Source organism: Halochromatium salexigens (genome assembly GCF_016653295.1).
GTDB lineage: Bacteria > Pseudomonadota > Gammaproteobacteria > Chromatiales > Chromatiaceae > Lamprobacter > Lamprobacter salexigens.
Window position 1 is genome coordinate 98,622 of record NZ_NHSF01000065.1, and the last position, 22,943, is coordinate 121,564.

Here is a 22,943-nt window from a genome sequence, read left to right on the forward strand (position 1 = left end):
CGATGACTCCCGTGATCCCTAGCGTTGTCGCGCTGATCGCAACTGCTGGTGCTCGGTTTCTGCGCGGTCTCTCATCTCAATCTCTGCTCTTCATACTGCCATTGGCCAGAAACTTGCTGGCTTGCTCTGGTGCAGAGAAACGCAAACAGATCACCGCAACGCAGACGAATAGGAGCCGAGCCAATGGCCCTCCCGATCCCCGAGATCCTGACCCAAGCCGCCGAGCCCTTCGAGGACTCGGACAGCGCGCCGATCGACGCCCTGCTGCAACGCATCGGCAGCGCACGCGTGGTGCTACTCGGTGAGGCCACCCATGGCAGCTCGGAGTTCTATCGCATGCGGGCACGCATCACCCGCGAGCTCATCGAACACCATGGCTTCGACTTCATCGCTGTCGAAGCGGATTGGCCCGATGCCCAGCGCATCGACACCTATGTGCGCCATCTCGATATTCAACCGCCGGATTGGCGGGCCTTCGCTCGGTTTCCCACCTGGATGTGGCGCAACACCGAGGTCCACGAGTTCGTTCAATGGCTGCGTGGCTATAACACCACTCGAGCCGACACCTCCCAGCGTGTTGGCTTCCACGGGCTGGACCTGTACAGCATGTTCTCGTCGATCGGCGCCGTGCTGGACTATCTCGAGGGTGTCGACCCGGAGACTGCCGCGCTCGCGCGCGAGTGCTATGGCTGCCTCAGCCCCTGGCCCACGGCGAGACCAATGTCGGTGAGCTTTGCCGCCGTGAGTTTGGCGACGACGCCGCGCTGGTCGGCTTTGGCACCGATCACGGCACCGTCGCCGCCGCCGATGACTGGGATGGGCCGATGCGCGTCAAGCAGGTTCGTCCAGCGATCAATGGCAGCTATGAGCGTCTCTGCCACGAGACCGGGCTCAGCGCGTTCACGCTGCCCTTGCGCGGCCGCAACGGCTTCAACGGTGATGCCGCCCAGCTTGGCGCCCTGCGCAGCGCGCTGATCAAGCCTCAGCTTGAGCGCGCGATCGGCGTGATCTACCGTCCGCGGACCGATGCACATCCTGGGGCCCAAACGCGGCCCGCTACTGTTTCAGCTGCCGCCGAAATGGCGGTTCAATCCCGAGCGCTTGGAGCAGTTCCTCGAAGCACTCAAAGGCGCCGGCGAGGATGCCGGCCATGATGCCGGCGGGGATAAAGGGCGCTGGGCCTTCGAGTTTCGCGATCAGCGCTGGATCAACGACGATAGCTTGGCGCTGCTCGAACGCTTCAATGCCGCCTTCTGCATCTATGACCTCGACGGCTACGAGACAGAGCGCCATCTGACCGCCGACTTCGTCTATCTGCGCCTGCACGGACCCAACGGCCCCTATCGCGGCCGCTACTCCGATCAGGCGCTCGAGCGATGGGCCGAGACCTTGCAAGGCTGGGCCGACCGTGGCCTGGACACCTACTGCTGGTTCGACAATGACGAAGCCGGCCACGCGCCACGCAATGCCCAGACCCTGGCTCAGCTTCTCGGCTCGAATGGGTCTGCTTGACTTGGACTGGAGATGGGGAAGCGATGCGAATTAGGCTGCCTCGGAGACAACCCGCTCGATCTGCAACGGATACATTCCAATCTTCCGCGCATCGAGGATCGTGATCTCGCCAATGCCTTCAGTGGTGTAGCCTATATTCACGTTCCAGCTGACCGATTCATCTCGCACAATCGGACCCTTCGACATCTCGACGAACAAGATGTCATCTTCTTCATAATAAATGATCTTCATCTGCTCTCCCGAAGGGTCCAGTCGACCATGATGGTTTTGACAATAATAGCTTGTTCTGTCACGACAGCCGCACAAACGAGATTATCTGAACGCGATTCGAAGTGACGGAAGATCCAGCCATCGGCTTGACTCTTGGCTCGATACTCTCCTTCTTCAATGAGTTGTTTGACTTCCAGGAGCGTTATAGAACGTTTGGCCATTGATTCAATGGCATGGTTGGTCAGCCATACTTTCCGGCTAAACCGATGGCTTTCAAAGCATTCACTCATTGCAAGCAGGCTCCTCGGCAAGCAGGCTCCTCGTGCGAACGCTGTAGTGTGTCGAAAAACAGAACAAGACAACAGCCTATCGAGCGACGAATTTCATTGGCCGGCGGCGAGAACATCGACCCCGAGCGCATCGAGGCGCGTCTCGAGCACTGCCCGTCGGTGCGCGAGGTCGGCGTGCTCGGCCACGAAGGCCGACTCGCGGCCGTCGTCGTACCAAAGGCTGAGGCCACGCGCGATCAGGATCAAGACCGTCTGCGACAGCAGATCAGCGACGAGATCACCGCGGCATCGCGTGATTTAGCGAGCACCCAGCAGATCGACAGCCTGCGACTCGACCGCTCGCCACTGCCGCGCACCCGGCTCGGCAAGCTGCGTCCCCGAGGGTCAACGCTCACCGAACGGGGAGCTGCAGACATTTCGCTCCGGTATCGGCTCGCTGGCCCTCGCCAGCAAGGTGCCCATCTTGCCGGTGCATGTCAGTGGCACCCGCGAGGCACTGCCACCTGGCTCGCTGCGGCTCCGCCCACGCCCGGTCGAGCTGCGCATCGGCGCCCCGGTCGACGCCGAGACGCTCGCGCGGGAAGGTCAGGGAGAGGGCGATGCCGAGCGCATCGCCCATGCGCTTCAGGCGCGGGTCCGCGCCCTGGGTGCCGGCTCTGACGACGCCTAAAGACCCAGCAAAGATCCTGCTCCCTGCTCGGCGCTAATGCGCCTTGACCTCGATCCTGCGCGGCTGCAGCTCGGCGCGCTTGGGAATCTTCAGACTGAGCACGCCGTTGCCCAGATTGGCGTCGACATTCTCGGTATCGAGCTCCGGGCTGAGGCTAAAGCTGCGGCGGTAGCGGGTTCCGCGTACATCGGCGTACAGGGGCTTGACGTTCTCGGACACCTCGACCGCGACCTCGCCTTCGATCGTCAGGTTGTTGTGGTCGATTTGGATATCGAGCCGATCCTTGGAAACGCCCGGCAGGTCCGCCTCGAGGGTGATGCCTGCATCGTTCTCGTAGATATCGACCGCCGGTAACAGCTCGATCTCACCGTCGCCCTGTCTGGGCAGTGTGCGACCGCGCTCGGCGGTGGTCATGTCGGTCTTCTCGTTCATGATCATTGGCTCCGCTGTTTGCGTTGGATACTGTGTGCGTTGGACCTGGGTGATTGGAACAGGGCCAGGTATGTTGGGAGACTCAGCCTGTCGGCGGACTCACTGCGGGCGGATCTGCCGCGGCTTGCCCTGCTCCGATCGCTGCATCCGGATGTGCAGCACACCATCGCGATAATTGGCCTCGACCTTGTCTGGATCGACATCGTCGGGGAGCGACATGACCCGGCGGAAGGTCCCGCTCATGCGCTCGTTGAGGTAATACTCGGCCTCAGGCTGACGCTCGAGCTTGCGCTCGCCGGCGACGGTGAGGACATTGCGCTGCACCGAGATATCGAGACTTGAGGTATCGATCCCCGGGGCGAAGGCGTAGACCTCGACCTCATCGTCCGAGGCGCCGATATTGATGGCCGGAAAGGTGCCGCGCGCGGCGGCGCGGATACTCGCGGGCATGCCCCAGGCGCCATAGGGACCGCCCAGGTCGCGGCTCAGGCGGGCAAGTTCATTGAAGAGACTGTCGACACTGGTGGGATAGCTGAACATCGGTTTTCCTCCGTTTTTCAGGGTTGGCGTTGAAGCGGCGAAGAGCTGCTCACTCCATGATGAAGGTCACCTTCATGTCGACGCGAAAGCCGGTGACCTTGCCATCGTTGACCACGACCTTTTGCTCCTTGACCCAGGCCCCTTCGATGTTCTTGAGGCGCTTGCTCGCCTCTTCGATGCCGGTGCGAATCGCGCGCTCGAAGCTTTCGGTCGACTCGGCGGTGATCTCAATGATCTTGGCGACAGACATGGCTGGCTCCTTAACTCGCTTTGAAAGGTTGCGGGATGTGCCGAGACGGCCGTAACGGGTATCTCGGCACGCTCGCTCTAAGCACGGCGCGTGCCAGCGTTCATCTACCGCGCGCAATCCGTTGATCCGGAAGCGCTCGACGCCGAGCCGACCGATTTGGACTCGCGGAATCCGTCATGGGCTAGCCGCGGGCTGAGTGGCGATGGCGGCTGGCTAGCGGAGCACACGGGGCAAAGGCGGTTGTTTTGACAACCCCATGGCTCATAGCAACCAGCCAGCGCAGGCACGGCCGCTGTCAGACGCGGCTCAGGCCTCGTCGGTCGCTCAAGCTCTCGAAGCTCGTCGTAAAACTCATCGCACAACTCGTTGCACAAGACGACTACGAGACGACGACAGCTCACCGGCCATTGACACAAGAAACCGAAGAGAAAGCACTATTGATGGCATGAAAATTGCTTAATTACAAGCTAGACCCACCGAGGGCGCAGCCGTATCTGGCCCCGGCCCAAACCATCAAACACGATCCAGCAGAGCGCTAATATGCCCGCAAAACAGCCTCGACAACGCTCACCCTGGCACCTGGCCCGCGCACACCATGCGGACGAGGTTCGCGCGCGACTCGCATCTGAGGGCGGTGGCGGGCACCTCGGCGATGCGGTGCTGGGCGCGATCGACGGTGGCATCACCAGCTTCGCGGTCGTCGCTGGCGCCGTCGGCGGTGGCTTCTCGAGCCTGGTGGTCATCATCCTCGGCGTCGCCAGCCTGCTCGCCGATGGCTTCAGCATGGCGGTCAGCAACTATCTCAGCACCAAGAGCGATGCCCAGGCCGCCGATCAGGCCCATCGCGAGGAGCTGCGGCATATCGAGGAGATCCCCGAGCATCAATGCCTGGAGCTGCGCGAGGTCTTCTCCGCCAAAGGCTTCGAGGGCGAGACGCTGGATCGCATCGTCAAGACCATCGCCGAAGACCCCGAGCTTTGGGCCAAGACCATCACCCAAGAGGAGTTCGGTCTGCAGCCGGGCGATACCGGCCAGCCGTTGCAGTCGGGTGCGGCGACCTTTGCCGCGTTCGTGCTGGTCGGTGCGATCCCGCTGATCCCGTTCGCGATACCCGTCCTCAGCCTCGATCAGGCCTTCATCGCCAGTATCGCTGCGACCTCGCTGGCGTTCCTGGGCGTCGGCATCACCAAAGGTTGGGTGTTGGATCAATCGCGGTTCCGCTCCGGTCTCGAGACCCTACTCACCGGCGGCGGCGCCGCGCTGCTCGCCTACGGAGCCGGCACCCTGCTGCGGACCTGGCTCGGAACGGGCGCGGTTGCCTGAGCCGGCACGATCCTCGCGGGCCCGGCCCGTGGTCATCGCGGGCCGGCTCGCCCGCTTGAGTGGCTAGCTCGAGTGGTGGTCTTCGCGTTGCCAGGCCTCGTCGAGCAGGGCACGAACCTCGTCGTCGGTGGTCTGGGAGAAGCGGTCGTACCAGGCGCCGACGCCCATGAACGGCTCCGGTGTCGCGAGTTCGACCACCCGATCGGCCTGCTCGGCGACCAGGTCGACGGCTTCCGTCGACGCCACCGGCACCGCCACCACGAGTTCGGCTGGCCCATGAGCCGCCGCCGCTTGGACGGCGACCCGCATCGTGGCTCCGGTCGCTAGTCCGTCATCGACCAGGATCACGCAGCGTCCAGCGAGCGCGGGTGGCAACCGCGTGCCGCGGTAGGCGGTCTCCCGACGCTCCAGCTCACGCTGTTCCGATTCGGTGACACGCTCGATCGCCGGCCGTGAAATCCCCAAGGCGCGAATGATATCGGGGTTGAGCACCTGCGCGCCGCCGCTGGCGATGGCGCCCATCGCCAGCTCCGGCTGGCCCGGCACGCCGAGCTTGCGCACCAGCATCAGGTCCAGCGGCGCCGCCAGCGCGCGCGCCACCTCGGCGGCGACGGGGACCCCGCCGCGGGGCAGCGCCAGGACCAGGAGGTCCATGCGTCCAAGATAATCCGGGAGCGCCTCGGCCAGCAGGCGGCCAGCCTCGGTACGATCGGCAAGGGGAAGCTGTATGGCAGTCATCATCATCAGTCTTTCTGTTGACGGATGTTGATCGGGAAGCAAACCGCGCGCCAACACGGCCGCCAACGGTTTGGCGCTCCCCAGGACGGCCGAGGTGACCATCGCGGCCGCTGAACCCTCGAGACGGTTCAGCGCCCGGCGATGGCGGCTTCGAGCTCCGGCATCGCGACCAGCGAGCGCGCCAGCGTGAGGCCGACCCCCAACCCGGAGCGCGAGGTCTGCGGCTCGCCGTCGCGCTGCTGGGCCTGAAAGAAGGGCTCGAAGATGCGTGCCTGGGTCTCGGCGCTCATGCCGATGCCCTGATCGCGGATGCCGACCTCAGCCAAGCCATCGTGCGAACTGGCACTGAGCCGAATCTCGCTGTCGGCCGGCGAATAGCGGCTGGCGTTGACCAGCAGGTTGGCGAAGATCTGACGCAGCCGGGTGGCGTCGGCCAGCAGCGGCATGGGCTCATCGCTGATGTCGAGCGCGAGGCGTTGGTTGTTGGCCTCGAGCGTCGATTGGACCTGGACTACGACGTCCTGCAGCGTGGTGCTCAAATCCAGCGGCTCGCACTGCAGGCTGAGCTTGCGGCGAGCGATGCGCGAGATATCGGAGAGATCGTCGAGCAGGCGCTTGATCTGTGCCGACTGCGTCGAGATGACGCTCAGGCAACGCGCGGCGGCTGGTGCCTCGAGCTGCAGCGAGTCCAAGACCTCGCCACAGGTCATGATCGCCGCGAGCGGGTTGCGCAGCTCGTGGCCCAGCGTTGCCAAGAACTCGTCGCGCTGGGCCACATGCTCGGCGCGCTCGTTGAGATGATCTGGGTCTTGTGACAGTCGACCTCACCGGCAAGCTCACGCGCAAGCTCCCCCGGCGCGACCTGGCCAGGGTCGATCTGGCGCAGCGTCAGCAGATCCGAGTCCAGCGCCGAGTCGATCGCGAGTCCCTGGCTGAGGGCACGCTTGCGAAAGGTGGTCAAGGACTCATCGAAGGCATAGAGCGCAACCCGCTCGCCGCGCTCCGCCGCTGCCATGGCGAAGCTGCTGACCAAGGTCGATTTGCCGCAGCCGGGCGGGCCGATGATGCCGACGCTGGTGCCGCGCTCGAGTCCACCGCCGAGCAGTGCATCAAGGGGTTCGCTGCCGCTCGAGATGAGTCCGTCGCGTGCTGGCGCCGACGGTCGATCCGGCTCAAGCCGCGGAAAGACGCTCAGCCCACCGGTCTCGATCCGCAGATCATGAAAGCCACCGACATAGGGCTGGCCGCGCAGCTTCGGCAGCCAGAGCCAGCGCCGTCCGGTTCCGTAGTCATTGAGCCGCTGCTCCATGCGGATGATGCCCCAGGCCAGACTGCGCGGGTGCCGCTCCACGGGTCCGCTCGCCTCATCGGTGACCAGCAGCGTGGTACCAAGCTCGACGGCCTTGCTGCGGAAGAGCTCGATATGGCGGCGGAAATTCGAGGACTGATCACTGTAGACACGCAAGGCGGCCAGGGTGTCGAGGACGAGGCGCTGAGGCTTCAGGCCATCCATCTCCGCGAGCGCCGCCTGAACCCGGTCATCGAGCGCGATCTCAGAGAGATCGAACAGCGCCGTGCTGTGGATCTCGTCGGCGCTGACCAGGTCGCGCAGCTCGAGCCCCTCGATCGACCAACCATGCGAGTCCGCGATCACGCCAACCTCAGCCGGACTCTCGGCGAGGGTGATCAGCAGGCAACGCTCGCCGCGGCGCACACCCTCGAGCAAGAACTGGAGTCCGAAGGTGGTCTTGCCGGTGCCCGGACTGCCTTCAATGAAATACAGGTGGCCCGGTCGCAGGCCGCCCCGCAGGACATCATCCAGGCCAGGAATGCCAGAGGGGATCAACGCGGTCGACGTCGACATGGGTAGCGCTCCTTGACATGGCGAGTCAGCGTCTCTTCGCTGGCTGATTGACAGCTATGAGTGTTGCGGTGTAAGCGAAGAGGAGAGTGGCTCGCGGATCAACTCCACTCGAATTCCACCATTTGTCGCCAAAAAAAGCCACGGATTTTTCACTTGCGGGTCGCCCAGGCATCGCGTCGGGGTGGCTCGGGCCTTGCTGGTTTAGGATGGCTCGGGCCTTGCTTGAGAGTCGCTAAGTCCATCGGCTTGCGACAGGCTGGCAGCGGCACGGGTTGACCGCTTCGGCAGCTGCCGCCTCGGCAGACCAGGTGGCAACGAGCAAACAAACCATCGAGACGGAGATTTATGATGTCCATGCAGCTGTCATCGCCCGCGTTCACTAACGGCGAGCGCATCCCCGATCGCTACACCAAGAGCGGCGACAATGACCAGCCGGAGCTCATGATCAGCGATGTGCCCGAGAGCGCCCAGGAACTCGCGGTGATCTGCCACGATCCGGACGCGCCCATGCCCAACGGCTTCACCCACTGGCTACTCTACGGTATCCCAACCGGGACTAAGCAGATACCGATGAATGGCGAGAAGCAGTTTCGTCCGGCCGTCAACGATTTTGGCGATATCGGCTGGGGCGGGCCGCTGCCACCGGAAGGCCATGGACCGCATCATTACTACTTCTGGCTCTACGCGCTGAACACGCCCGTCTCCGGCATGCCGGACCGCGAGACCTTTCTGCGCGACTACGGGGCGCATGTGATCGATCAGAGCCGCATCATCGGCCTCTATGAGCGTTGAGATAAGCGATCAGGACACTGGTATCGACATAATGCATCAATACCGATCCTGTCTTGATCATCATAGCGGCTCGGCCCTCGCCTGCTGAGGTCGATATCCCCCGCGCGCGGTGTATTTCCACAACGCAATTAGTCGCTGTTTTAGCAGACCGACGCCGAAGGGACCAGCGACAGGTCTGTTGCCTGGCTTGCCTGTGGCCGCATCACCTTGGCATCGCACGGCTTAACAGTTGGCACAAGTGCTGCTTTCGATTGGCAAACCCTTGAGTCACCCCGTTCGTGCGCCCGTGACTGAAAACCGTAAAACCCTTAGAGCAGCCTCGTTGCGGTCTTTAAGGGTTGCGGTCTTGGGCGCGGACGATTGCTGCCACCTTCGGCTGGAGAAAACTGATGAACGATGGGACGCTGATTGCTTGGCTCAATGATCTTGGCAGTGACGATGTCGCCCAAGTCGGCGGTAAGAACGCCTCGCTCGGCGAGATGATCCGCCATCTCGGCGCCGAAGGCGTGCGCGTGCCGAGCGGCTTTGCGACGACCGCGCAGGCCTATCGGCAATTCCTGGCCGAGAACGCGCTGGAGCCGCGTATCCGCGAGCTGGCCCAAGCCTTTGAGCAGGGTGAGCGCCCACTCAACGAGGTCGGCGAGCAGATCCGCGCCCTCTTCCTCGACGCCGAGATCCCGGCGGCCTTGGCTGATGCCGTTCGCGACGCTTACCAGGCGCTGGCCGAGCAGACCGGGCGCGATGAGCCCGATGTCGCGGTGCGCTCGAGCGCGACCGCCGAGGATCTGCCTGAGGCCAGCTTCGCCGGTCAGCAGGAGACCTTCCTCAATATCCGCGGCGCCGACGCCCTGCTTGATGCCATCCGGCGCTGTTTCGCCTCGCTGTTCACCGATCGCGCCATCTCGTATCGCCAGGACAACGGCTTCGATCAGCTGCAGGTAGCGCTCTCGGTCGGGGTGCAGCAGATGGTGCGCGCCGACAGTGGCAGCTCCGGGGTGATGTTCAGCATCGACACCGACACCGGCTTCCCGCGCGCGGTGCTGATCAACGGCGCCTGGGGGCTCGGCGAGACGGTGGTCCAGGGCATCATCGACCCGGACGAATACCTGGTCTTCAAGCCGCTCTTGGATGATCTATCGCTGGCGCCAATCATCGCCCGCCAGCCGGGTGGCAAGGCGCAGAAGATGGTCTATGCCGACAGCCAGGCCAATACCCAGGCCGACAGCCAGACCGACCCCAGCGCTGAAGACCCGACCCGGCTCGTGGAGACCAGCGAGGACGAGCGCCGGGCACTGGTCCTGAGCGACGACGAGGTCCTGTCGCTGGCGCGCTGGGCGGTGACCATCGAGGACCACTACGGCAAACCCATGGACATGGAATGGGCCAAAGATGGCGAGACCGGCGAGCTGTTCATCGTCCAGGCGCGACCTGAGACCGTGCACTCGCAGCGCGCCGAAGGCCTGCTCAAGACCTATCGGCTCGAGGCTAGTCGCGACGAGACCGGCGAGCCGCTTGTCAGTGGCACAGCGATCGGCGACGCCATCGCCGCTGGCAAGGTGTTCCGACTTGACGACCCCGGCGAGAACGACCGCTTCGAGGACGGCGGCGTGCTGGTGACCGAGATGACCGATCCGGACTGGGTGCCGATCATGCGCCGCGCCGCCGCCATCGTCACCGACCACGGCGGGCGCACCTCACACGCTGCCATCGTCAGCCGCGAGCTGGGTTTGCCGGCGATCGTCGGCACCGGCCATGGTACTGAAGGGCTCGCCGACGGCGACGAGGTCACGGTGTCCTGCGCCAGCGGTGAGACCGGGCGTGTCTACGCCGGGCGGATGCCGTTCGAGGCCGAGGAGATCAGCCTCGACGAGATCCCGACGACGCGCGCCAAGATCATGCTGAACATGGCCAACCCAGCGGCCGCGCTGCGCTGGTGGCAGCTGCCAAGCGATGGTGTCGGCCTGGCCCGGATGGAGTTCATCGTCAATCAGCACATCAAGATCCACCCGATGGCGCTGATCCGCCCGGAGGCGGTGGAGGATGAGGACGCGAGCACGCAGATCGCCGCGCTGACCGCTGGCTGGGATGAACTAACCGAGTATTTCGTCGATCATCTGGCACGCGGTATTGCCCGAATCGCGGCGGGCAGCCATCCGCAGCCGGTCATCGTGCGCATGAGCGACTTCAAGACCAACGAGTATGCGGACCTGATCGGCGGCCGCGCCTTCGAGCCGGTCGAGGCCAATCCGATGCTCGGCTGGCGGGGCGCCAGTCGCTATTACAGCGATGAGTACCGGGAGGGCTTCGCCCTGGAATGCCGGGCGATCCGCAAGGCGCGCGAAGAGATCGGCTTCGACAACATCTTGGTGATGATCCCCTTCTGCCGCACGCCGCTGGAGGCCGACCGGGTGCTCGAGGTCATGGCCGAAGAGGGCTTGCAGCGCGGCGAGCGCGGGCTCGAGGTCACTGTGATGTGCGAGATCCCGGCGAACGTGATCCTGGCGCGCGACTTCGCCGCCCGCTTCGATGGCTTCTCGATCGGCAGCAATGACCTGACCCAGCTCGTGCTCGGCGTCGATCGCGACTCCGACCGGCTGGCGCATCTGTTCGACGAGCGCAACGATGCCGTGCGCCAGATGATCAGCTCGGTGATCGCCGACGCCCATGCGCGCGAGCGTAAGGTCGGACTCTGCGGCCAGGCGCCGAGCGATCATCCGGACTTCGCCGCCTTCCTGGTGCGCGCCGGGATCGATTCGATCTCAGTCAATCCGGACAGCTTCCTCTCGGTCAAACAGGCCGTCGCCGAGATCGAGCAAGCAGGCTGAGGCGGGCTAAGGCGAGCTGGGAATCCCAACCCGGGGCTCGCCTCGCCCTGGCTCACCAGAATGGCGAACAGGCCAGCCAATGTTGCCTGGATTTTCTGTGCATCATAAGAACCGCGACTGGGAGAGGATCACAATGGAGCGCAACCTGTTCGTGCTCGGCATCGACGACTTCAATCTGCGCCAGCTCCGCGCCATTCGCAATGCCGACAATTATCGCTTCCACCCGCTGATGACCGTCGACGAGGTCAAGTCGCACGGAACCTTCCCGTTCCAATCCGTCCTCGACCAGGCCCGAGACAAGCTCGAACGCTTCGATGGGCGGATCGATGCCATCATTGGCTACTGGGACTTTCCGGTCACATCGGCTGTGGCCGTACTCTGCCGCGAATTCGGCCTGCCCTCACCCACGGTCGAGAGCGTCGCCTGCTGCGAGCACAAATATTGGGGCCGGCTCGAGCAGCAGAGGCTGGTCCCAGAGATGGTGCCCCGCTTCACCGCGGTCGACCCCTTTGACGCCAAGGCAGCGGACCAGCTCGACCTCGACTTCCCGTTCTGGCTCAAGCCGGTCAAGAGCACCAATTCGCTGCTCAGCTTCCGCGTCCAGGATCGCCGCGAGCTCGAGGACGCGCTCAGTCAGATCCGGGAGGGCATCGGCCACATCGCCGAGGCCTTCGATGCCTTCTTGTCTCAGGTCGACCTGCCAAACGTGATGGCGCAGACCAGCGGGCGTTACTGTATCGCCGAAGCGCTCATCAAGGGGCGCCAGTGCACCGTCTCCGGTTATGTCTATCGCGGCAAGGCGCAGGTCTATGGCGTGGTCGACTCGATCAACTATCCCAATGGGATGTCCTTCCAGCGTTATCAGTACCCATCGCAGCTACCCAGCGCGGTGAAGACTCGGCTGCGAGAGGCCTCGGTCAAGGTGATGGATGGCATCGGCTATGACCAGGCGGCCTTCAACATCGAGTATTTCTACGACGAAGCCACCGATACACTCTCTCTGCTGGAGATCAATCCGCGCATCTCACAGTCACACGGGTATCTGTACGAGCAGGTCGATGGCCGACCCAATCACCAGGTGGGCGTCGAGCTCGCGCTCGGCGAGGAGCCCTGCGTGCTGCGCCGCCAGGGTCCGTTCGGCTGCGCGGCAAAGTTCCATCTGCGCGAGTTCGAGGACGCCCATGTCGAGCGCGTCCCGAGCGAGCCAGAGCTGCGTCAGATCGAGCGCGACCATCCAGGGACCTCGATCGACCTGATGGTCGACCAGGGCATGCAGCTCTCCGAGCTGTTCGAGCAGGACAGCTATAGCTACGACATCGCCCACATCTTCACCGCGGCAGAAGATCAACCCGCACTGCTCGAACACTACGAGCAGATCGTCGACGCCATGCCGCTCAAGCTCAGCCGATAGCCCAAGCTCAGCCGATAGCCTAAGCTCAGCCGATAGAACTCAGCTGATAGAGCTCAGCCGATAGAATCCGGCCGATAGAATCCAGCAGCCTAAACGCAGCGAGGAGGTTCCATTGCGAACGGTCACGGAGCTCCCCAACCCGATCATCGATCGCGAGCATGTGTGGATCGAGATGGCGGACGGTGTGCGTCTGTCCGCCCGCATTTGGATGCCCGAGGATGCCGAGCAACGCCCGGTGCCCGCGATCCTGGAGTACATCCCCTACCGCAAGCGCGATTCGATCCGGCTGCGCGACGAGACCTTGCATCCCTACTTCGCCGGACATGGCTACGCCGCGGTGCGTGTCGACCTGCGCGGCAGCGGTGACTCCGAGGGTTTGCTCCAAGACGAGTACCTGCAGCAGGAGCTCGACGACGGGCTCGAGGTGATCCACTGGATTGCGGCGCAGCGCTGGTGCGACGGCAATGTCGGGATGATCGGCATCTCCTGGGGCGGCTTCAATGGGCTGCAGCTCGCCGCGTTGCAGCCGCCGGCCCTGAAGGCCGTGATCAGCGTGGCCTCGAGCGACGACCGCTATGCCGACGACGTCCATCACATGGGCGGCTGCCTGCTCGGCGACAATCTGTCCTGGGCCTCGACCATGTTCGCCTACAACGCGCTGCCGCCCGACCCGGCGCTGGTCGGGCCGAGCTGGCGCGAGACCTGGCTGCAACGCCTGGAGCACAGCGGTCTGTGGCTGGAGCACTGGCTGCGCCATCAGCGTCGCGACGACTATTGGCGCCACGCGTCGATCTGCGAGGACTACAGCGCGCTTCGCTGCCCGGTGATGCTGGTCAGCGGTTGGGCCGACGGCTACAGCAATGCCGTCTTCCGGATGCTCGCGAAGCTCGAGGTGCCGCGCCTCGGCGTAGTCGGCCCCTGGTCGCACAAGTATCCCCATCTCGGCGTGCCCGGCCCGGCCATCGGCTTCCTGCAGGAGTCCCTGCGCTGGTGGGACCATTGGCTCAAGGGTCTCGACACCGGGGTGATGGAGGAGCCGATGTTGCGGGCCTGGCTGCAGGACAGCGTTCCCCCCACAACCCGATATCAACGCCGCCCAGGCCGCTGGGTCAGAGAACGGAGCTGGCCCTCAGCGCGCATCCAGCCGTTGAGGCTGCGGCTGGCCCCGCATCGACTGCTCACCGAGTCCGACGAGAGCCAGATTGAAGCCAACCCGGAAGGCGACCCGCCAACCACCCATCGGGAGTCCGAACGGGAGCCTGATCAGAAGGCCGATCCTAAGTCCCATGAGGCCTCGCAATACCTGCACTCACCGCTCGGGCTCGGACTCTTCGCCGGCAAATGGTGCTCCTATGCCGCATCGCCCGATCTCCCCCACGACCAGCGCCAGGAGGACGGCGGCGCCCTCGTCTACGATTCGGCACCGCTCGAGGAGCCGCTCGAGATCCTGGGGAGTCCGAGCCTCCTCCTTGAGCTGTCGGCGGAACGCCCGGTCGCCATGGTGGCGGTGCGCCTCTCCGACATCGCCCCCGACAACAAGGCAACGCGCGTCACCTTCGGTCTGCTCAACCTGACCCATCGCGATTCCAGCGATGCGCCGACACCGCTGGAGCCGTGCAAACGGTATCGCGTCCAGGTAGAGCTCAACGATGTCGGCTATGCGTTCCCGCCCGGCCACCGTGTGCGCATCGCGCTCTCGACCTCCTATTGGCCGATGGCCTGGCCGGCCCCGGAATCAGTCGGCCTGACAGTCTACCCGGGCAGCAGCACACTCACCCTTCCCGCCCGGCCACCGACCACCGAAGACGCGGAAATTGGTCACTTCGGTCCTGCCGAGGGTACGGCGCCATCGGCAAGCCAAATGCTGAGCCCCGGTCAACACAGTTGGCGGGTGATGCGCGATCTGGAGACCGATGTCTCAACACTGGAGGTCGTCAACGACAACGGCTGTCGCCATCTCTCGGGGCCGGATCTGACCGAAACGAAAAAGGCACTCGAGTGGTATAGCTCTCGTGGCGACGAGTACGATTCGCCCCGCGGAGAGGCCCTCTGGGAGCGCTCGCTGACGCGAGGCGACTGGAGTATCCACACGCGCACGCGCACCCTGCTCACCTCAGACAGCCGATTCTTCTACCTGAGCGCCGAGCTCGATGCCTGGGAGAATGACAAGCGGATCTATTCGCGCAACTGGGATCATCGCATCGAGCGCGACCTCCTTTAGGCGATTGCCGACGGATCAGGATCAGCCTGGGCTCAGAGCAGCAACAGACTGAGCGCCATCACCGCCATGCCAGCGACCAGCGCATACACCGTTGGATGGTGCTCACCATAGGTCTCGGCCGATGGCAGCAGCACGTCGAAGGAGATGAAGATCATGATTCCGGCGACAGCCGCCAGCGAGAGACCGAGCAGGGCCTGGGACCAAAAGCCCGACAACAACAGCAGGCCGAGCAGCGCGCCGATCGGCTCAGAAAGCCCCGACAGCGCAGACCAGCCGAACGCCTGCCAGCGGCTGCCGGTCGCGTAGTAGACCGGCACCGAGACCGCGATCCCTTCAGGAATATTGTGGATACCCACCGCAAGCGCGACCGGTATCCCGAGATCGATATCCTGCATCGAGGTCAGCAAGGTCGCCAACCCTTCGGGCAGGTTGTGCAGCGTGATGACCGCTGCGGTGAGCAGACCGACGTTCATCAGCGGCTCGGCGCCAACCGCCTCGTTTTCGCTGCTGCCGGTTTCCTTACTGCCGGAGGCCTCCGCGTTTACCCCGCTGCTAGAAGGGCCCTGCGTGCCTGGAGCGCTCCGCGTGCCGGGAGAGTCCAGCGTGTTGGGAGAGCGCATCTCATGCGGGTTGTAGCCGAGCGGAACCGAGCGGTCGATGACGGCAACCAACAGCATGCCGACGAACAAGGCGACAACGGCTATGGTTTGCGGTGCGCTGCTGATCTCCTCGAGCGCATCCACGCCGGACGGCAGCAGCTCGACGAAGGAGACGTAGATCATCACCCCCGCCGAGAACCCGAGCGCGACCCCGAGGAAGCGGATATTGGCACGAGGGGCAAAGAAGGCGATCACACTGCCAATCGCGGTGGCGAGGCCGGCAAGCAGCGTCAACAGCAATGCCGGCCCGATCGAAGTGGCATCCATAGAGAGTGGCTCCTTGGACTGGACTGATAAGGTCAGAGGGTTTGGCATCATCCGTGCATTTTTCTCGCCAAACTGACCCTTCACTGGAGGACGCATGGCAAACGAGCTTAACAATCGGACCATTGGGGTCCTGGTCGAGAATCTCTTCGAAGACCTGGAGCTGTGGTATCCGCTGATTCGGATGCGTGAGGCAGGTGCGCAGACCCGGCTCATCGGCACTGCGAAGACCACCTACCGGGGCAAGCATGGCCTGACCGCTGAGGCCGAAGAGACTACCGGCTCAGTCCGCGCGGACCAGCTCGATGCGCTGATCATCCCAGGCGGCTATGCGCCCGATCGGATGCGTCGCGACCAGCCGCTGCTTGAGCTGGTGCGAGGCGTCGCAGCCTTGGAGCGGCCCATCGCCTTCATCTGTCACGCCGGCTGGGTGCCGATCTCGGCGGAGATCGTGCGCGGCCGACGCGTCACCTCGGCACCGTCGATCAAGGATGATCTGCGCAACGCCGGTGCCGAGTGGGAGGACGCAGCGGTGGTCGTCGATGGCCCGCTGATCTCGAGCCGGCATCCTGGCGATCTGCCGATGTTCTGTCAGGCCCTGATCGCGCAGCTGAGCTGAGGGGTCCGCATGCCATCGGTTGCCGGGCAAATCACCCACCCGATGGTGGATAGCACCCAGCCTAATCCGTCCGGACCTGATCGATACCTGATCCATACCTGATCCGGACCTAACAAGCCACTGGCGCCAGCGCGACGAGATGACCAACGATCAACCCGCCAACCAACCAGGCGAGCGCCACGAATCGCGCTCGGCGCTGCTGGCCTGGGCCTTCTATGACTGGGCCAGCAATGCCTTTGCGACCTTGATCGTGACCTTCGTCTTCGCCGCTTATTTCACCGATCAGGTCGCCGCCGACCCAACCCAGGGCACCACCCTTTGGGGCAATGCCGTGGCCGCCGCCGGGCTGCTCGTTGCGCTGATTGGCCCCATCCTTGGCGCCGCAGCGGATCAAGGGGGACCGCGCAAGGCGCTGTTCACCCTGCTCACCCTGGCTGCCGTCACCGCGACCGGACTGCTGTGGTTTGTCCGGCCCGATCCGTCCTATGTCGCGCTGGCACTGGTGCTGCTCGGCCTCGGTATTGTCGCCTCAGAGCTGGCCGGCGTGCTCTACAACGCCATGCTGCCCGTGCTCGCCCCGCCCGAGCGGATCGGGCGCTGGTCCGGCTGGGGCTGGGGGTTGGGCTATGTCGGCGGTGTCGTCTGTTTGGCGCTGGCGCTGTTCGGTTTCGTCCGCGAGGACGCCTGGCTGCAGCTGCCGCGCGATGGAGCGCAGCACGTGCGCGCCACCTTCCTATTGGCCGCAGCCTGGCTGCTAGTCTTTGCGCTGCCGCTGTTGCTGAGGGTTCGGATGGCATCCGACGTGCCACAAAAACCGCTGCGGCGTGCGGCCCGCGACGGTGTGCGCCAACTCGCCGCAACGCTGCGCCAGGTCCGACGCTACCGCGTGATCCTGCGTTTCCTCATCGCCCGGATGCTGTATGTGGACGGCCTTGCAACGCTGTTCGCACTGGGCGGTGTCTATGCCGCCGGCACCTTCGCGATGAACGAGCAGGATGTGCTGACCTTCGGCATCCTGCTCAATGTCACCGCCGCGCTCGGCGCCGGGCTGTTTGCCTGGCTCGATGACTGGCAGGGACCACGCACGACGATCCTGCTGGCACTGGGCGGCTTGATCCTGCTCGGGAGCGCGATCCTGTTCGTGCGCAGCCAAACGCTGTTCTGGGTCCTGGGCGGGCTGCTCGGCCTGTTTGTCGGCCCAGCCCAGGCCGCTGCCCGCTCCTATCTCGGGCGCGTCGCCCCGGCCGAGCTGCGCGCCGAGCTGTTCGGTCTGTTCGCCCTGTCGGGCAAAGCGACCGCCTTCGCCGGGCCCTTCCTGGTCGGCTGGGTCACCTGGCTCGCCGGCAGCCAGCGTGTCGGCATGGGCGTCATCGTCGTCTTCTTCGTGCTCGGCTTCGCAATGACATTAACCCTGCCTGAAGCCGACAGTCGCAGCGCAGGGATCGATGACTGAGCGGACCTTGAAGACCTTGCCAACGGCGCCGAGTGGCACGTGAGCTGCATCACTTCAATGACAGTCAGCGTCATCGCGGCGCAGCCCGCAACCACCGACCACAGGAGCAACAGCATGCAACGCATCAGCGGTAAAACAGCGATCGTCACCGGCGGCAGCCACGGCATTGGCCGCGCGACCTGTTCCCGGCTCGCCGCCGAGGGCGCCCGGATCGCGGTGACCGACATCCAAGATGAGGAGGGTGAGGCGGTCGCCAGCGCGATCCGCGACCAAGGCGGCGAGGCCCGCTACTGGCATCTCGACGTCGCCACCGAAGCCTCGGTCGAGCAGGTCTTCGCCGAGATCGACGAGGCGCTGGGAGCGCCCCAGGTGTTGGTCAACAATGCGGGCATCTCCGGCACCGACAAGCCAACCGATCAACTGACCGAGGCCGAGTGGCAGCAGGTGCAGGACATCAATGTCAAGGGCGTCTTCCTCTGCACCAAGCACGTCATCCCCTACATGCGCCGCCTCGGCGGCGGCAGCATCGTCAACCTGTCATCGATCTACGGGATCATCGGCGCACCGGACATCCCCTCCTACCATGCCTCCAAAGGCGCGGTCAGGCTGATGACCAAGACCGATGCGCTGCTCTACGCCGGCGAGGGAATTCGGGTCAATTCGATCCACCCAGGCTTCATCTGGACACCACTGGTCGAGGCACTGGCAAAGGATTCCGGGCAGGGCGTCGAGGCCTATCGCCAGCAGCTCGACGAGCTGCACCCGATCGGACATGTGGGCGAGCCGGAGGACATCGCTAATGGCGTCCTCTATCTGGCAAGCGATGAGGCCAAGTTCATCACCGGCAGCGAGCTTGTGATCGACGGTGGCTATACCGCGCGGTGACCACAACCGCTTTCGCGGAGTCAGCCTTCCCTTAGCAGATGGCACGAAGCGGGCTGACACAGCCGGCATCTGGGCGCGCCATGATCGATCCATCAGGATGACCCTATGAAAATTCTCGTCGCCGACGACAACCACATCCTCGCCAACGTCCTTGCCGATCACCTCAGGTTGGGCGGACATGAGATCCTGACGACTTATGATGGGCGAAGCGCCTCCGCCTGCTGTCGACGGCAGCGCTTTGACGCCATCGTCATCGATTTGCTGATGCCGGATATCCACGGTATCGAGGTCCTCGAGCAACTCTATGCCGAGGGTCAGATGCCGCAGACCATCCTCATCAGCGGATTCCCGGAGCTGCTCGATGAGATCGCACCGCGATTGTCGATGGTCCGCGTCGAGACCTTGATCCAGAAGCCCTTTCTGTTCGCTGAGCTGGACGAGGTATTGTCGCGACTCGGCCCATCCGACATGGCCGACCAGGACGCTGTCCAAGCGCCCACGCTCGATATGCGCCAGCCTCGATATGACCACGGCAAACCTGGTGAGCCGCTATGAGCGCCTCGCTTACCCTGTCGGCGGATGCGTGGGCGTGGTGAGCCTAACGCCTCGGGCTTTGCGCGTGGATGGTGCAAATCTGCCCGGTGCGCGGTGGATTTGAGCCGGGCGCGCGGTGGGGTCTAGAAATCGGTCTTCGCCGCCCGGCCGCCTGCGCAACAGCGAGCGCTGCGATCCGGGAACCGACACAACGAGGATGAACGTATGCCAGAGACCGCTCAGGCTCAGCGTCATGCTGATCACGCAGACGACGACCGCAACGCCGGCGACCTCGAGTCCCGGCAGGACGAGGCTTGGCACCAGCTCGAGGTCGAGGATGCGCTACGCGCCCTGAACAGCAGCCGCGACGGCATCACCGATGCCTTCGCCCACCGGCGGCTGGAAACATTCGGGGCAAACCAGATCGGCGAGCGTCGCGAGGTGAGCGCCTGGGCGGTGCTGCTGCACCAGTTCACGAGCCCGCTGATCTACGTCCTGCTGGCAGCGTTGGCGGCCACCCTCGCCATCGGCCTGATCACTGGCGAGCAGCGCTGGGTGGACGCGATCGTCATCGGGGCCGTCCTGATGATCAACTCGACAGCGGGGCCGGAGCACGCGAACGGTCACCTACCGGAGGTCTATACCGGCTCCGACATCGAGGATTGGTCCGACGAAGAGCTCGACGAGGCGCTCGGGCGGGTCAATGTCTTTGCCCGTGTGGAGCCCATCCAGAAGACCCGGCTCGTCGAGCGGCTGAAGGCCAACAACGAGATCGTCGCCGTCACCGGCGACGGCGTGAACGATGCCCCGGCGCTCAAGGCGGCACATATCGGCGCCGCCATGGGTGCGGGGACAGACGTCGCCAAGGAAGCCAGCGACATGGTCGTGACCGACAACAACTTCGCGAGCGTGTATCACGCCGTCGAAGAGGGCCGAACGGCGTTTCGCAACGTGCGAATGGCCACCTTCTTCCTGCTGTCGACCGGTGCGGCGATCGTGATCATGATCCTGACCGCGCTCGGTCTCAACTGGCCACTGCCGCTGCTTCCGGCCCAGATCCTGTGGCTCAACGTGGTGACCAACGGCATCGCCGATGTCGCCCTGGCGTTCGAGCCCGGCGAGAAGGCGCTGTTTCGACGCCCGCCGCGCCCGCCGAGCGAAGGCGTGCTCGACCGCATCCTGATCGAGCGCCTGGTCCTGGTGGGTCTTTGGCTCGCGGCCGGCTCCCTCGGCGTCTTCCTCTGGCAATGGGGGTTCGATGTCCACAGCTTCGCACCGGGCAGCGAGGACAACCTGACCGACGCGCGCACCGCCGCGCTGACGACCATGGTGCTGTTCCAGATGGTGCATGTCTTCAACTGCCGCAGCGAAGACGTCTCGCTGTTCCGCAAGAGCCTGTTCTCGAACAAAGTGCTGTTCCTCGGCGTGCTGGCCTCGCTCGCGGTGCATGTCACGGCCATGTACCTGCCTTGGACGCAGCAGCTGCTCGGCCTCAGCGGGCTGGACCTGAACACCTGGCTCTGGGCTGGCGCCGTCGCCGCCACCGCCATTATCGTCAACGAGCTGCACAAAGGGCTCCGGCCGAAGCGACCCCGCGGCGCGCCTGCTGCAGGCCGACAGGCAGCTCTCGCCTGAGCGCCTGACCGAGGTCGCGGCGATCGGTCCAGCTGGCCAGATGAGTCGCCCGACCTCGCGTTGCGGTTACTGAATTCATCGTCCTGCTCATCGCGGCGGACCATTCGAGCGCCGTCACATCCTCATGCACTCGGTTCACGTCACGCCCAAGGCGGCGGGCGAGTTCGCGAACGGACAACGCTCCGGTGCCCATCAGCGCCTGCACCAAGGACCAGCGCCGCTCCGTCAAACGGCCAAAGAGTAAGTCAGGGGAAGCGGGCCCGGCTCCTCAGGCGATGGCCCCCGCTGCGCTCCAATCACCGATGAGCGCCGGCCAACCCATGGAGACTGTTCCCGGCGAACAGCTCGGCGGCCTCGCCGAGGGTCTCCGAGAGCGTCGGATGGGGATGGATGGCGAGCGACAGATCCTCAGCGAGTGCGCCCATCTCAATCGCCAGCACGGCCTCTGCGATCAGCCCTTCGGCGCCGCGCCCGACAAGGTCGGCACCGAGCAAGCGTCCGCTGTCCGGGTCCATGATGAGCTTAGTCAAACCGGCCTCGGCGCCCAGGCTCAGCGCCCGGCCCGAGCCCTGCCAAGGAAAGCGGGTGACGCTGACCTGGCGCCCTTGCTGCTCGGCCTCGGCCTCGCTCAGGCCGCACCAGGCGATCTGCGGATCGGTGTAGATCACCGCCGGGATGGCCCGGGCATCGAAGGCGGCCGGCCGCCCGGCGATCACCTCAGCCGCCACCCTGCCCTCGTGCATGGCCTGATGCGCGAGCTGCTGACCGCCCGCGATACGCTCAACGGTGCCGGTATAGGGTGAGGCGCTGAAGCGCCCGCGCGAGCGCCAGCGCAGCCGCGCCGCATGCCCCTCGAGCTGTTGCATGGCCAGATAGCTGAAGCCGGAGAACTGGATCTCGCAGACCGGACGCAGGCCGTGCGCGGCCATCCCGATCGAGACGCCGACGATGGCCGATTCGGCCAACGGGGTGTCGATCGCGCGTTCGGCGCCAAAGCGATCCAGCAGGCCCTCGGTGACGCGGAACACGCCGCCGTCGACACCGACGTCCTCGCCGAGCACCAGCACCGCATCATCCTCGTCCATCGCCTCGCGCAGGGCCTGGTTGAGCGCCTGCGCCATGGTCAGTTTCGCCATCACTCAGCCCTCCCCCCGCCTTCCCCCAGGCGGCTTGCCATCTCCTCGCGCTGCTCGCGCAGCGTCCGAGGGAGCTCGGCATAGTTGTGCGCGAAGATATCAAGCGGCTCGTCGAGTTCCTGCATCGCCTGCTCGGTTTCTTGCCAGGCCTCGTCGATCTGCTCGCTGATCTCGCTCTCCTGTGCCTCGATGCGGTCATCATCGAGGATGCCCCGCTCCTTGAGATAGCGCTGGAGGCGGCGCAGTGGCTCGCGCCGCTCCCAGTCCTCGACCTCTTCGTCGCTGCGGTAGCGCGACGGATCATCGGCCGTGGTATGCACCGAGAGGCGGTAGGTGACACACTCGATCAGCGTCGGGCCGCCGCCGCTGCGGGCCCGCTCGACGGCCTCACGGGCCGCCGCCAGCACCGCCAGCAGATCGTTGCCGTCGACCTGGAGACCGGGCATCCCATAGGCGAGCGCCTTCTGGGCCAAGGTCTTGGAGTGGGTCTGGTCCTCGCGCGGGATCGAGATGGCCCACTGGTTGTTTTGGCAGACGAACAGGGTCGGGGTCTCGAAGACGCTGGCGAAGTTCATCGCCTCGTGGAAGTCGCCCTCGGAGGTCGCCCCATCGCCGAAGAACACCAGCGCGACCGCGTCGGTATCGCGGTAGCGGGCGGCATAGGCCAGCCCAACCGCATG

General features: G+C 64.7%; 24 protein-coding genes and 3 pseudogenes. 15 read left to right on the plus strand and 12 right to left on the minus strand.

Annotation, left to right across the window (positions count from 1 at the left end):
• Positions 1-336: 336 nt before the first annotated feature.
• The 3 genes and pseudogenes from CCR82_RS19400 to CCR82_RS13585 all read left to right on the plus strand — a co-directional run.
• A pseudogene (locus CCR82_RS19400) lies at positions 337-647 on the plus strand (erythromycin esterase family protein); the annotation flags it as partial.
• Between the two features lie 33 nt (positions 648-680).
• A complete protein-coding gene (locus CCR82_RS19405) occupies positions 681-1,154 on the plus strand; it encodes an erythromycin esterase family protein (protein WP_420827335.1) in 474 nt (157 codons plus the stop codon).
• Positions 1,036-1,512: a DUF72 domain-containing protein gene (locus CCR82_RS13585; protein ID WP_420827336.1), complete on the plus strand. Its 477-nt coding sequence runs from the start codon at positions 1,036-1,038 to the stop codon at positions 1,510-1,512. The genes CCR82_RS19405 and CCR82_RS13585 overlap by 119 nt, the downstream gene beginning before the upstream one ends.
• Before the next feature lie 30 nt (positions 1,513-1,542).
• On the opposite strand, the gene CCR82_RS13590 is transcribed toward CCR82_RS13585, so the two are convergent.
• Both CCR82_RS13590 and CCR82_RS13595 read right to left on the minus strand, forming a co-directional pair.
• Positions 1,543-1,743: a DUF2283 domain-containing protein gene (locus tag CCR82_RS13590; RefSeq protein ID WP_201246335.1), complete on the minus strand. Its 201-nt coding sequence runs from the start codon at positions 1,741-1,743 to the stop codon at positions 1,543-1,545.
• Positions 1,740-2,012, minus strand: coding sequence for a DUF4258 domain-containing protein (locus CCR82_RS13595; protein ID WP_201246336.1), 273 nt, complete (start codon positions 2,010-2,012; stop codon positions 1,740-1,742). The genes CCR82_RS13590 and CCR82_RS13595 overlap by 4 nt, the downstream gene beginning before the upstream one ends.
• On the opposite strand from CCR82_RS13595, the pseudogene CCR82_RS19410 reads away from it, so the two are divergent.
• Both CCR82_RS19410 and CCR82_RS13605 read left to right on the plus strand, forming a co-directional pair.
• Positions 1,989-2,279, plus strand: a pseudogene (locus CCR82_RS19410) (hypothetical protein); the annotation flags it as partial. The gene CCR82_RS13595 and the pseudogene CCR82_RS19410 overlap by 24 nt on opposite strands.
• 115 nt (positions 2,280-2,394) lie before the next feature.
• Positions 2,395-2,682, plus strand: a pseudogene (locus CCR82_RS13605) (lysophospholipid acyltransferase family protein); the annotation flags it as partial.
• Between the two features lie 33 nt (positions 2,683-2,715).
• On the opposite strand, the gene CCR82_RS13610 reads toward CCR82_RS13605, so the two are convergent.
• From CCR82_RS13610 to CCR82_RS13620, 3 genes are all read right to left on the minus strand, one after another.
• Entirely contained in the window at positions 2,716-3,114 is a 399-nt protein-coding gene (locus CCR82_RS13610; RefSeq protein ID WP_242513477.1) for an Hsp20/alpha crystallin family protein, read from the minus strand.
• A 99-nt stretch (positions 3,115-3,213) separates the two neighbouring features.
• On the minus strand, positions 3,214-3,654 hold the full coding sequence (locus CCR82_RS13615; RefSeq protein ID WP_201246339.1) for an Hsp20/alpha crystallin family protein: 441 nt from the start codon (positions 3,652-3,654) through the stop codon (positions 3,214-3,216).
• Positions 3,655-3,703: 49 nt separating this feature from the next.
• Positions 3,704-3,904 (minus strand): dodecin family protein, encoded by a 201-nt coding sequence (locus tag CCR82_RS13620; RefSeq protein ID WP_201246340.1) that lies wholly within the window; start codon positions 3,902-3,904, stop codon positions 3,704-3,706.
• A gap of 540 nt (positions 3,905-4,444) precedes the next feature.
• Here CCR82_RS13620 and CCR82_RS13625 point away from each other — a divergent pair.
• A complete protein-coding gene (locus CCR82_RS13625; RefSeq protein ID WP_201246341.1) occupies positions 4,445-5,227 on the plus strand; it encodes a VIT1/CCC1 transporter family protein in 783 nt (260 codons plus the stop codon).
• 63 nt (positions 5,228-5,290) lie between these two features.
• Here the strand turns inward: CCR82_RS13625 and CCR82_RS13630 are convergent, their stop codons facing one another.
• The 3 genes from CCR82_RS13630 to CCR82_RS13640 all read right to left on the minus strand — a co-directional run bounded on the left by CCR82_RS13630 (position 5,291) and on the right by CCR82_RS13640 (position 7,829).
• Positions 5,291-5,971: a phosphoribosyltransferase gene (locus CCR82_RS13630; protein ID WP_242513478.1), complete on the minus strand. Its 681-nt coding sequence runs from the start codon at positions 5,969-5,971 to the stop codon at positions 5,291-5,293.
• Positions 5,972-6,093: 122 nt separating this feature from the next.
• On the minus strand, positions 6,094-6,741 hold the full coding sequence (locus CCR82_RS13635; RefSeq protein WP_201246342.1) for an ATP-binding protein: 648 nt from the start codon (positions 6,739-6,741) through the stop codon (positions 6,094-6,096).
• Entirely contained in the window at positions 6,672-7,829 is a 1,158-nt protein-coding gene (locus tag CCR82_RS13640) for an ATPase domain-containing protein (protein ID WP_201246343.1), read from the minus strand. Before CCR82_RS13640 ends, CCR82_RS13635 begins: the two co-directional genes overlap by 70 nt.
• A gap of 354 nt (positions 7,830-8,183) precedes the next feature.
• Here CCR82_RS13640 and CCR82_RS13645 point away from each other — a divergent pair, with 354 nt between their 5' ends.
• From CCR82_RS13645 to CCR82_RS13660, 4 genes are all read left to right on the plus strand, one after another.
• Positions 8,184-8,621: a YbhB/YbcL family Raf kinase inhibitor-like protein gene (locus CCR82_RS13645; protein WP_201246344.1), complete on the plus strand. Its 438-nt coding sequence runs from the start codon at positions 8,184-8,186 to the stop codon at positions 8,619-8,621.
• A gap of 389 nt (positions 8,622-9,010) precedes the next feature.
• Positions 9,011-11,446, plus strand: a complete 2,436-nt coding sequence (gene ppsA, locus CCR82_RS13650; protein WP_201246345.1) for a phosphoenolpyruvate synthase — start codon at positions 9,011-9,013, stop codon at positions 11,444-11,446.
• 133 nt (positions 11,447-11,579) lie between these two features.
• Positions 11,580-12,857, plus strand: a complete 1,278-nt coding sequence (locus CCR82_RS13655; RefSeq protein WP_201246346.1) for an ATP-grasp domain-containing protein — start codon at positions 11,580-11,582, stop codon at positions 12,855-12,857.
• A gap of 172 nt (positions 12,858-13,029) precedes the next feature.
• Entirely contained in the window at positions 13,030-15,078 is a 2,049-nt protein-coding gene (locus tag CCR82_RS13660) for a CocE/NonD family hydrolase (protein ID WP_201246364.1), read from the plus strand.
• Positions 15,079-15,110: 32 nt separating this feature from the next.
• Here CCR82_RS13660 and zupT read toward each other — a convergent pair whose 3' ends face one another.
• Positions 15,111-16,004, minus strand: coding sequence for a zinc transporter ZupT (gene zupT / locus CCR82_RS13665; protein WP_201246347.1), 894 nt, complete (start codon positions 16,002-16,004; stop codon positions 15,111-15,113).
• Positions 16,005-16,098: 94 nt separating this feature from the next.
• Here zupT and CCR82_RS13670 point away from each other — a divergent pair, with 94 nt between their 5' ends.
• The 5 genes from CCR82_RS13670 (at position 16,099) to CCR82_RS13690 (ending at position 21,127) form a co-directional block, all read left to right on the plus strand.
• Complete coding sequence (locus CCR82_RS13670) at positions 16,099-16,620, plus strand: type 1 glutamine amidotransferase domain-containing protein (protein ID WP_201246348.1); 522 nt, start codon at positions 16,099-16,101, stop codon at positions 16,618-16,620.
• Positions 16,621-16,759: 139 nt separating this feature from the next.
• Positions 16,760-18,073 (plus strand): MFS transporter, encoded by a 1,314-nt coding sequence (locus CCR82_RS13675; RefSeq protein ID WP_201246349.1) that lies wholly within the window; start codon positions 16,760-16,762, stop codon positions 18,071-18,073.
• Between the two features lie 114 nt (positions 18,074-18,187).
• On the plus strand, positions 18,188-18,958 hold the full coding sequence (locus tag CCR82_RS13680; protein WP_201246350.1) for an SDR family NAD(P)-dependent oxidoreductase: 771 nt from the start codon (positions 18,188-18,190) through the stop codon (positions 18,956-18,958).
• A gap of 105 nt (positions 18,959-19,063) precedes the next feature.
• Positions 19,064-19,513: a response regulator gene (locus CCR82_RS13685; protein WP_201246351.1), complete on the plus strand. Its 450-nt coding sequence runs from the start codon at positions 19,064-19,066 to the stop codon at positions 19,511-19,513.
• 204 nt (positions 19,514-19,717) lie between these two features.
• Positions 19,718-21,127 (plus strand): HAD-IC family P-type ATPase, encoded by a 1,410-nt coding sequence (locus CCR82_RS13690; protein WP_201246352.1) that lies wholly within the window; start codon positions 19,718-19,720, stop codon positions 21,125-21,127.
• On the opposite strand, the gene CCR82_RS19490 is transcribed toward CCR82_RS13690, so the two are convergent.
• From CCR82_RS19490 to CCR82_RS13700, 3 genes are all read right to left on the minus strand, one after another.
• Positions 21,048-21,356 carry an HVO_A0114 family putative DNA-binding protein gene (locus CCR82_RS19490; RefSeq protein WP_527250153.1) on the minus strand — a complete coding sequence of 103 codons (309 nt, stop codon included), beginning with the start codon at positions 21,354-21,356 and terminating at the stop codon, positions 21,048-21,050. The two genes, CCR82_RS13690 and CCR82_RS19490, sit on opposite strands and share 80 nt — an antisense overlap.
• Before the next feature lie 67 nt (positions 21,357-21,423).
• Positions 21,424-22,263 (minus strand): oxidoreductase dimerization domain-containing protein, encoded by an 840-nt coding sequence (locus tag CCR82_RS13695; RefSeq protein ID WP_201246353.1) that lies wholly within the window; start codon positions 22,261-22,263, stop codon positions 21,424-21,426.
• Positions 22,263-22,943: thiamine pyrophosphate-dependent enzyme (locus CCR82_RS13700; RefSeq protein ID WP_242513479.1), on the minus strand; the 681-nt coding region annotated here is incomplete at its 5' end. The genes CCR82_RS13695 and CCR82_RS13700, both read right to left, overlap by 1 nt.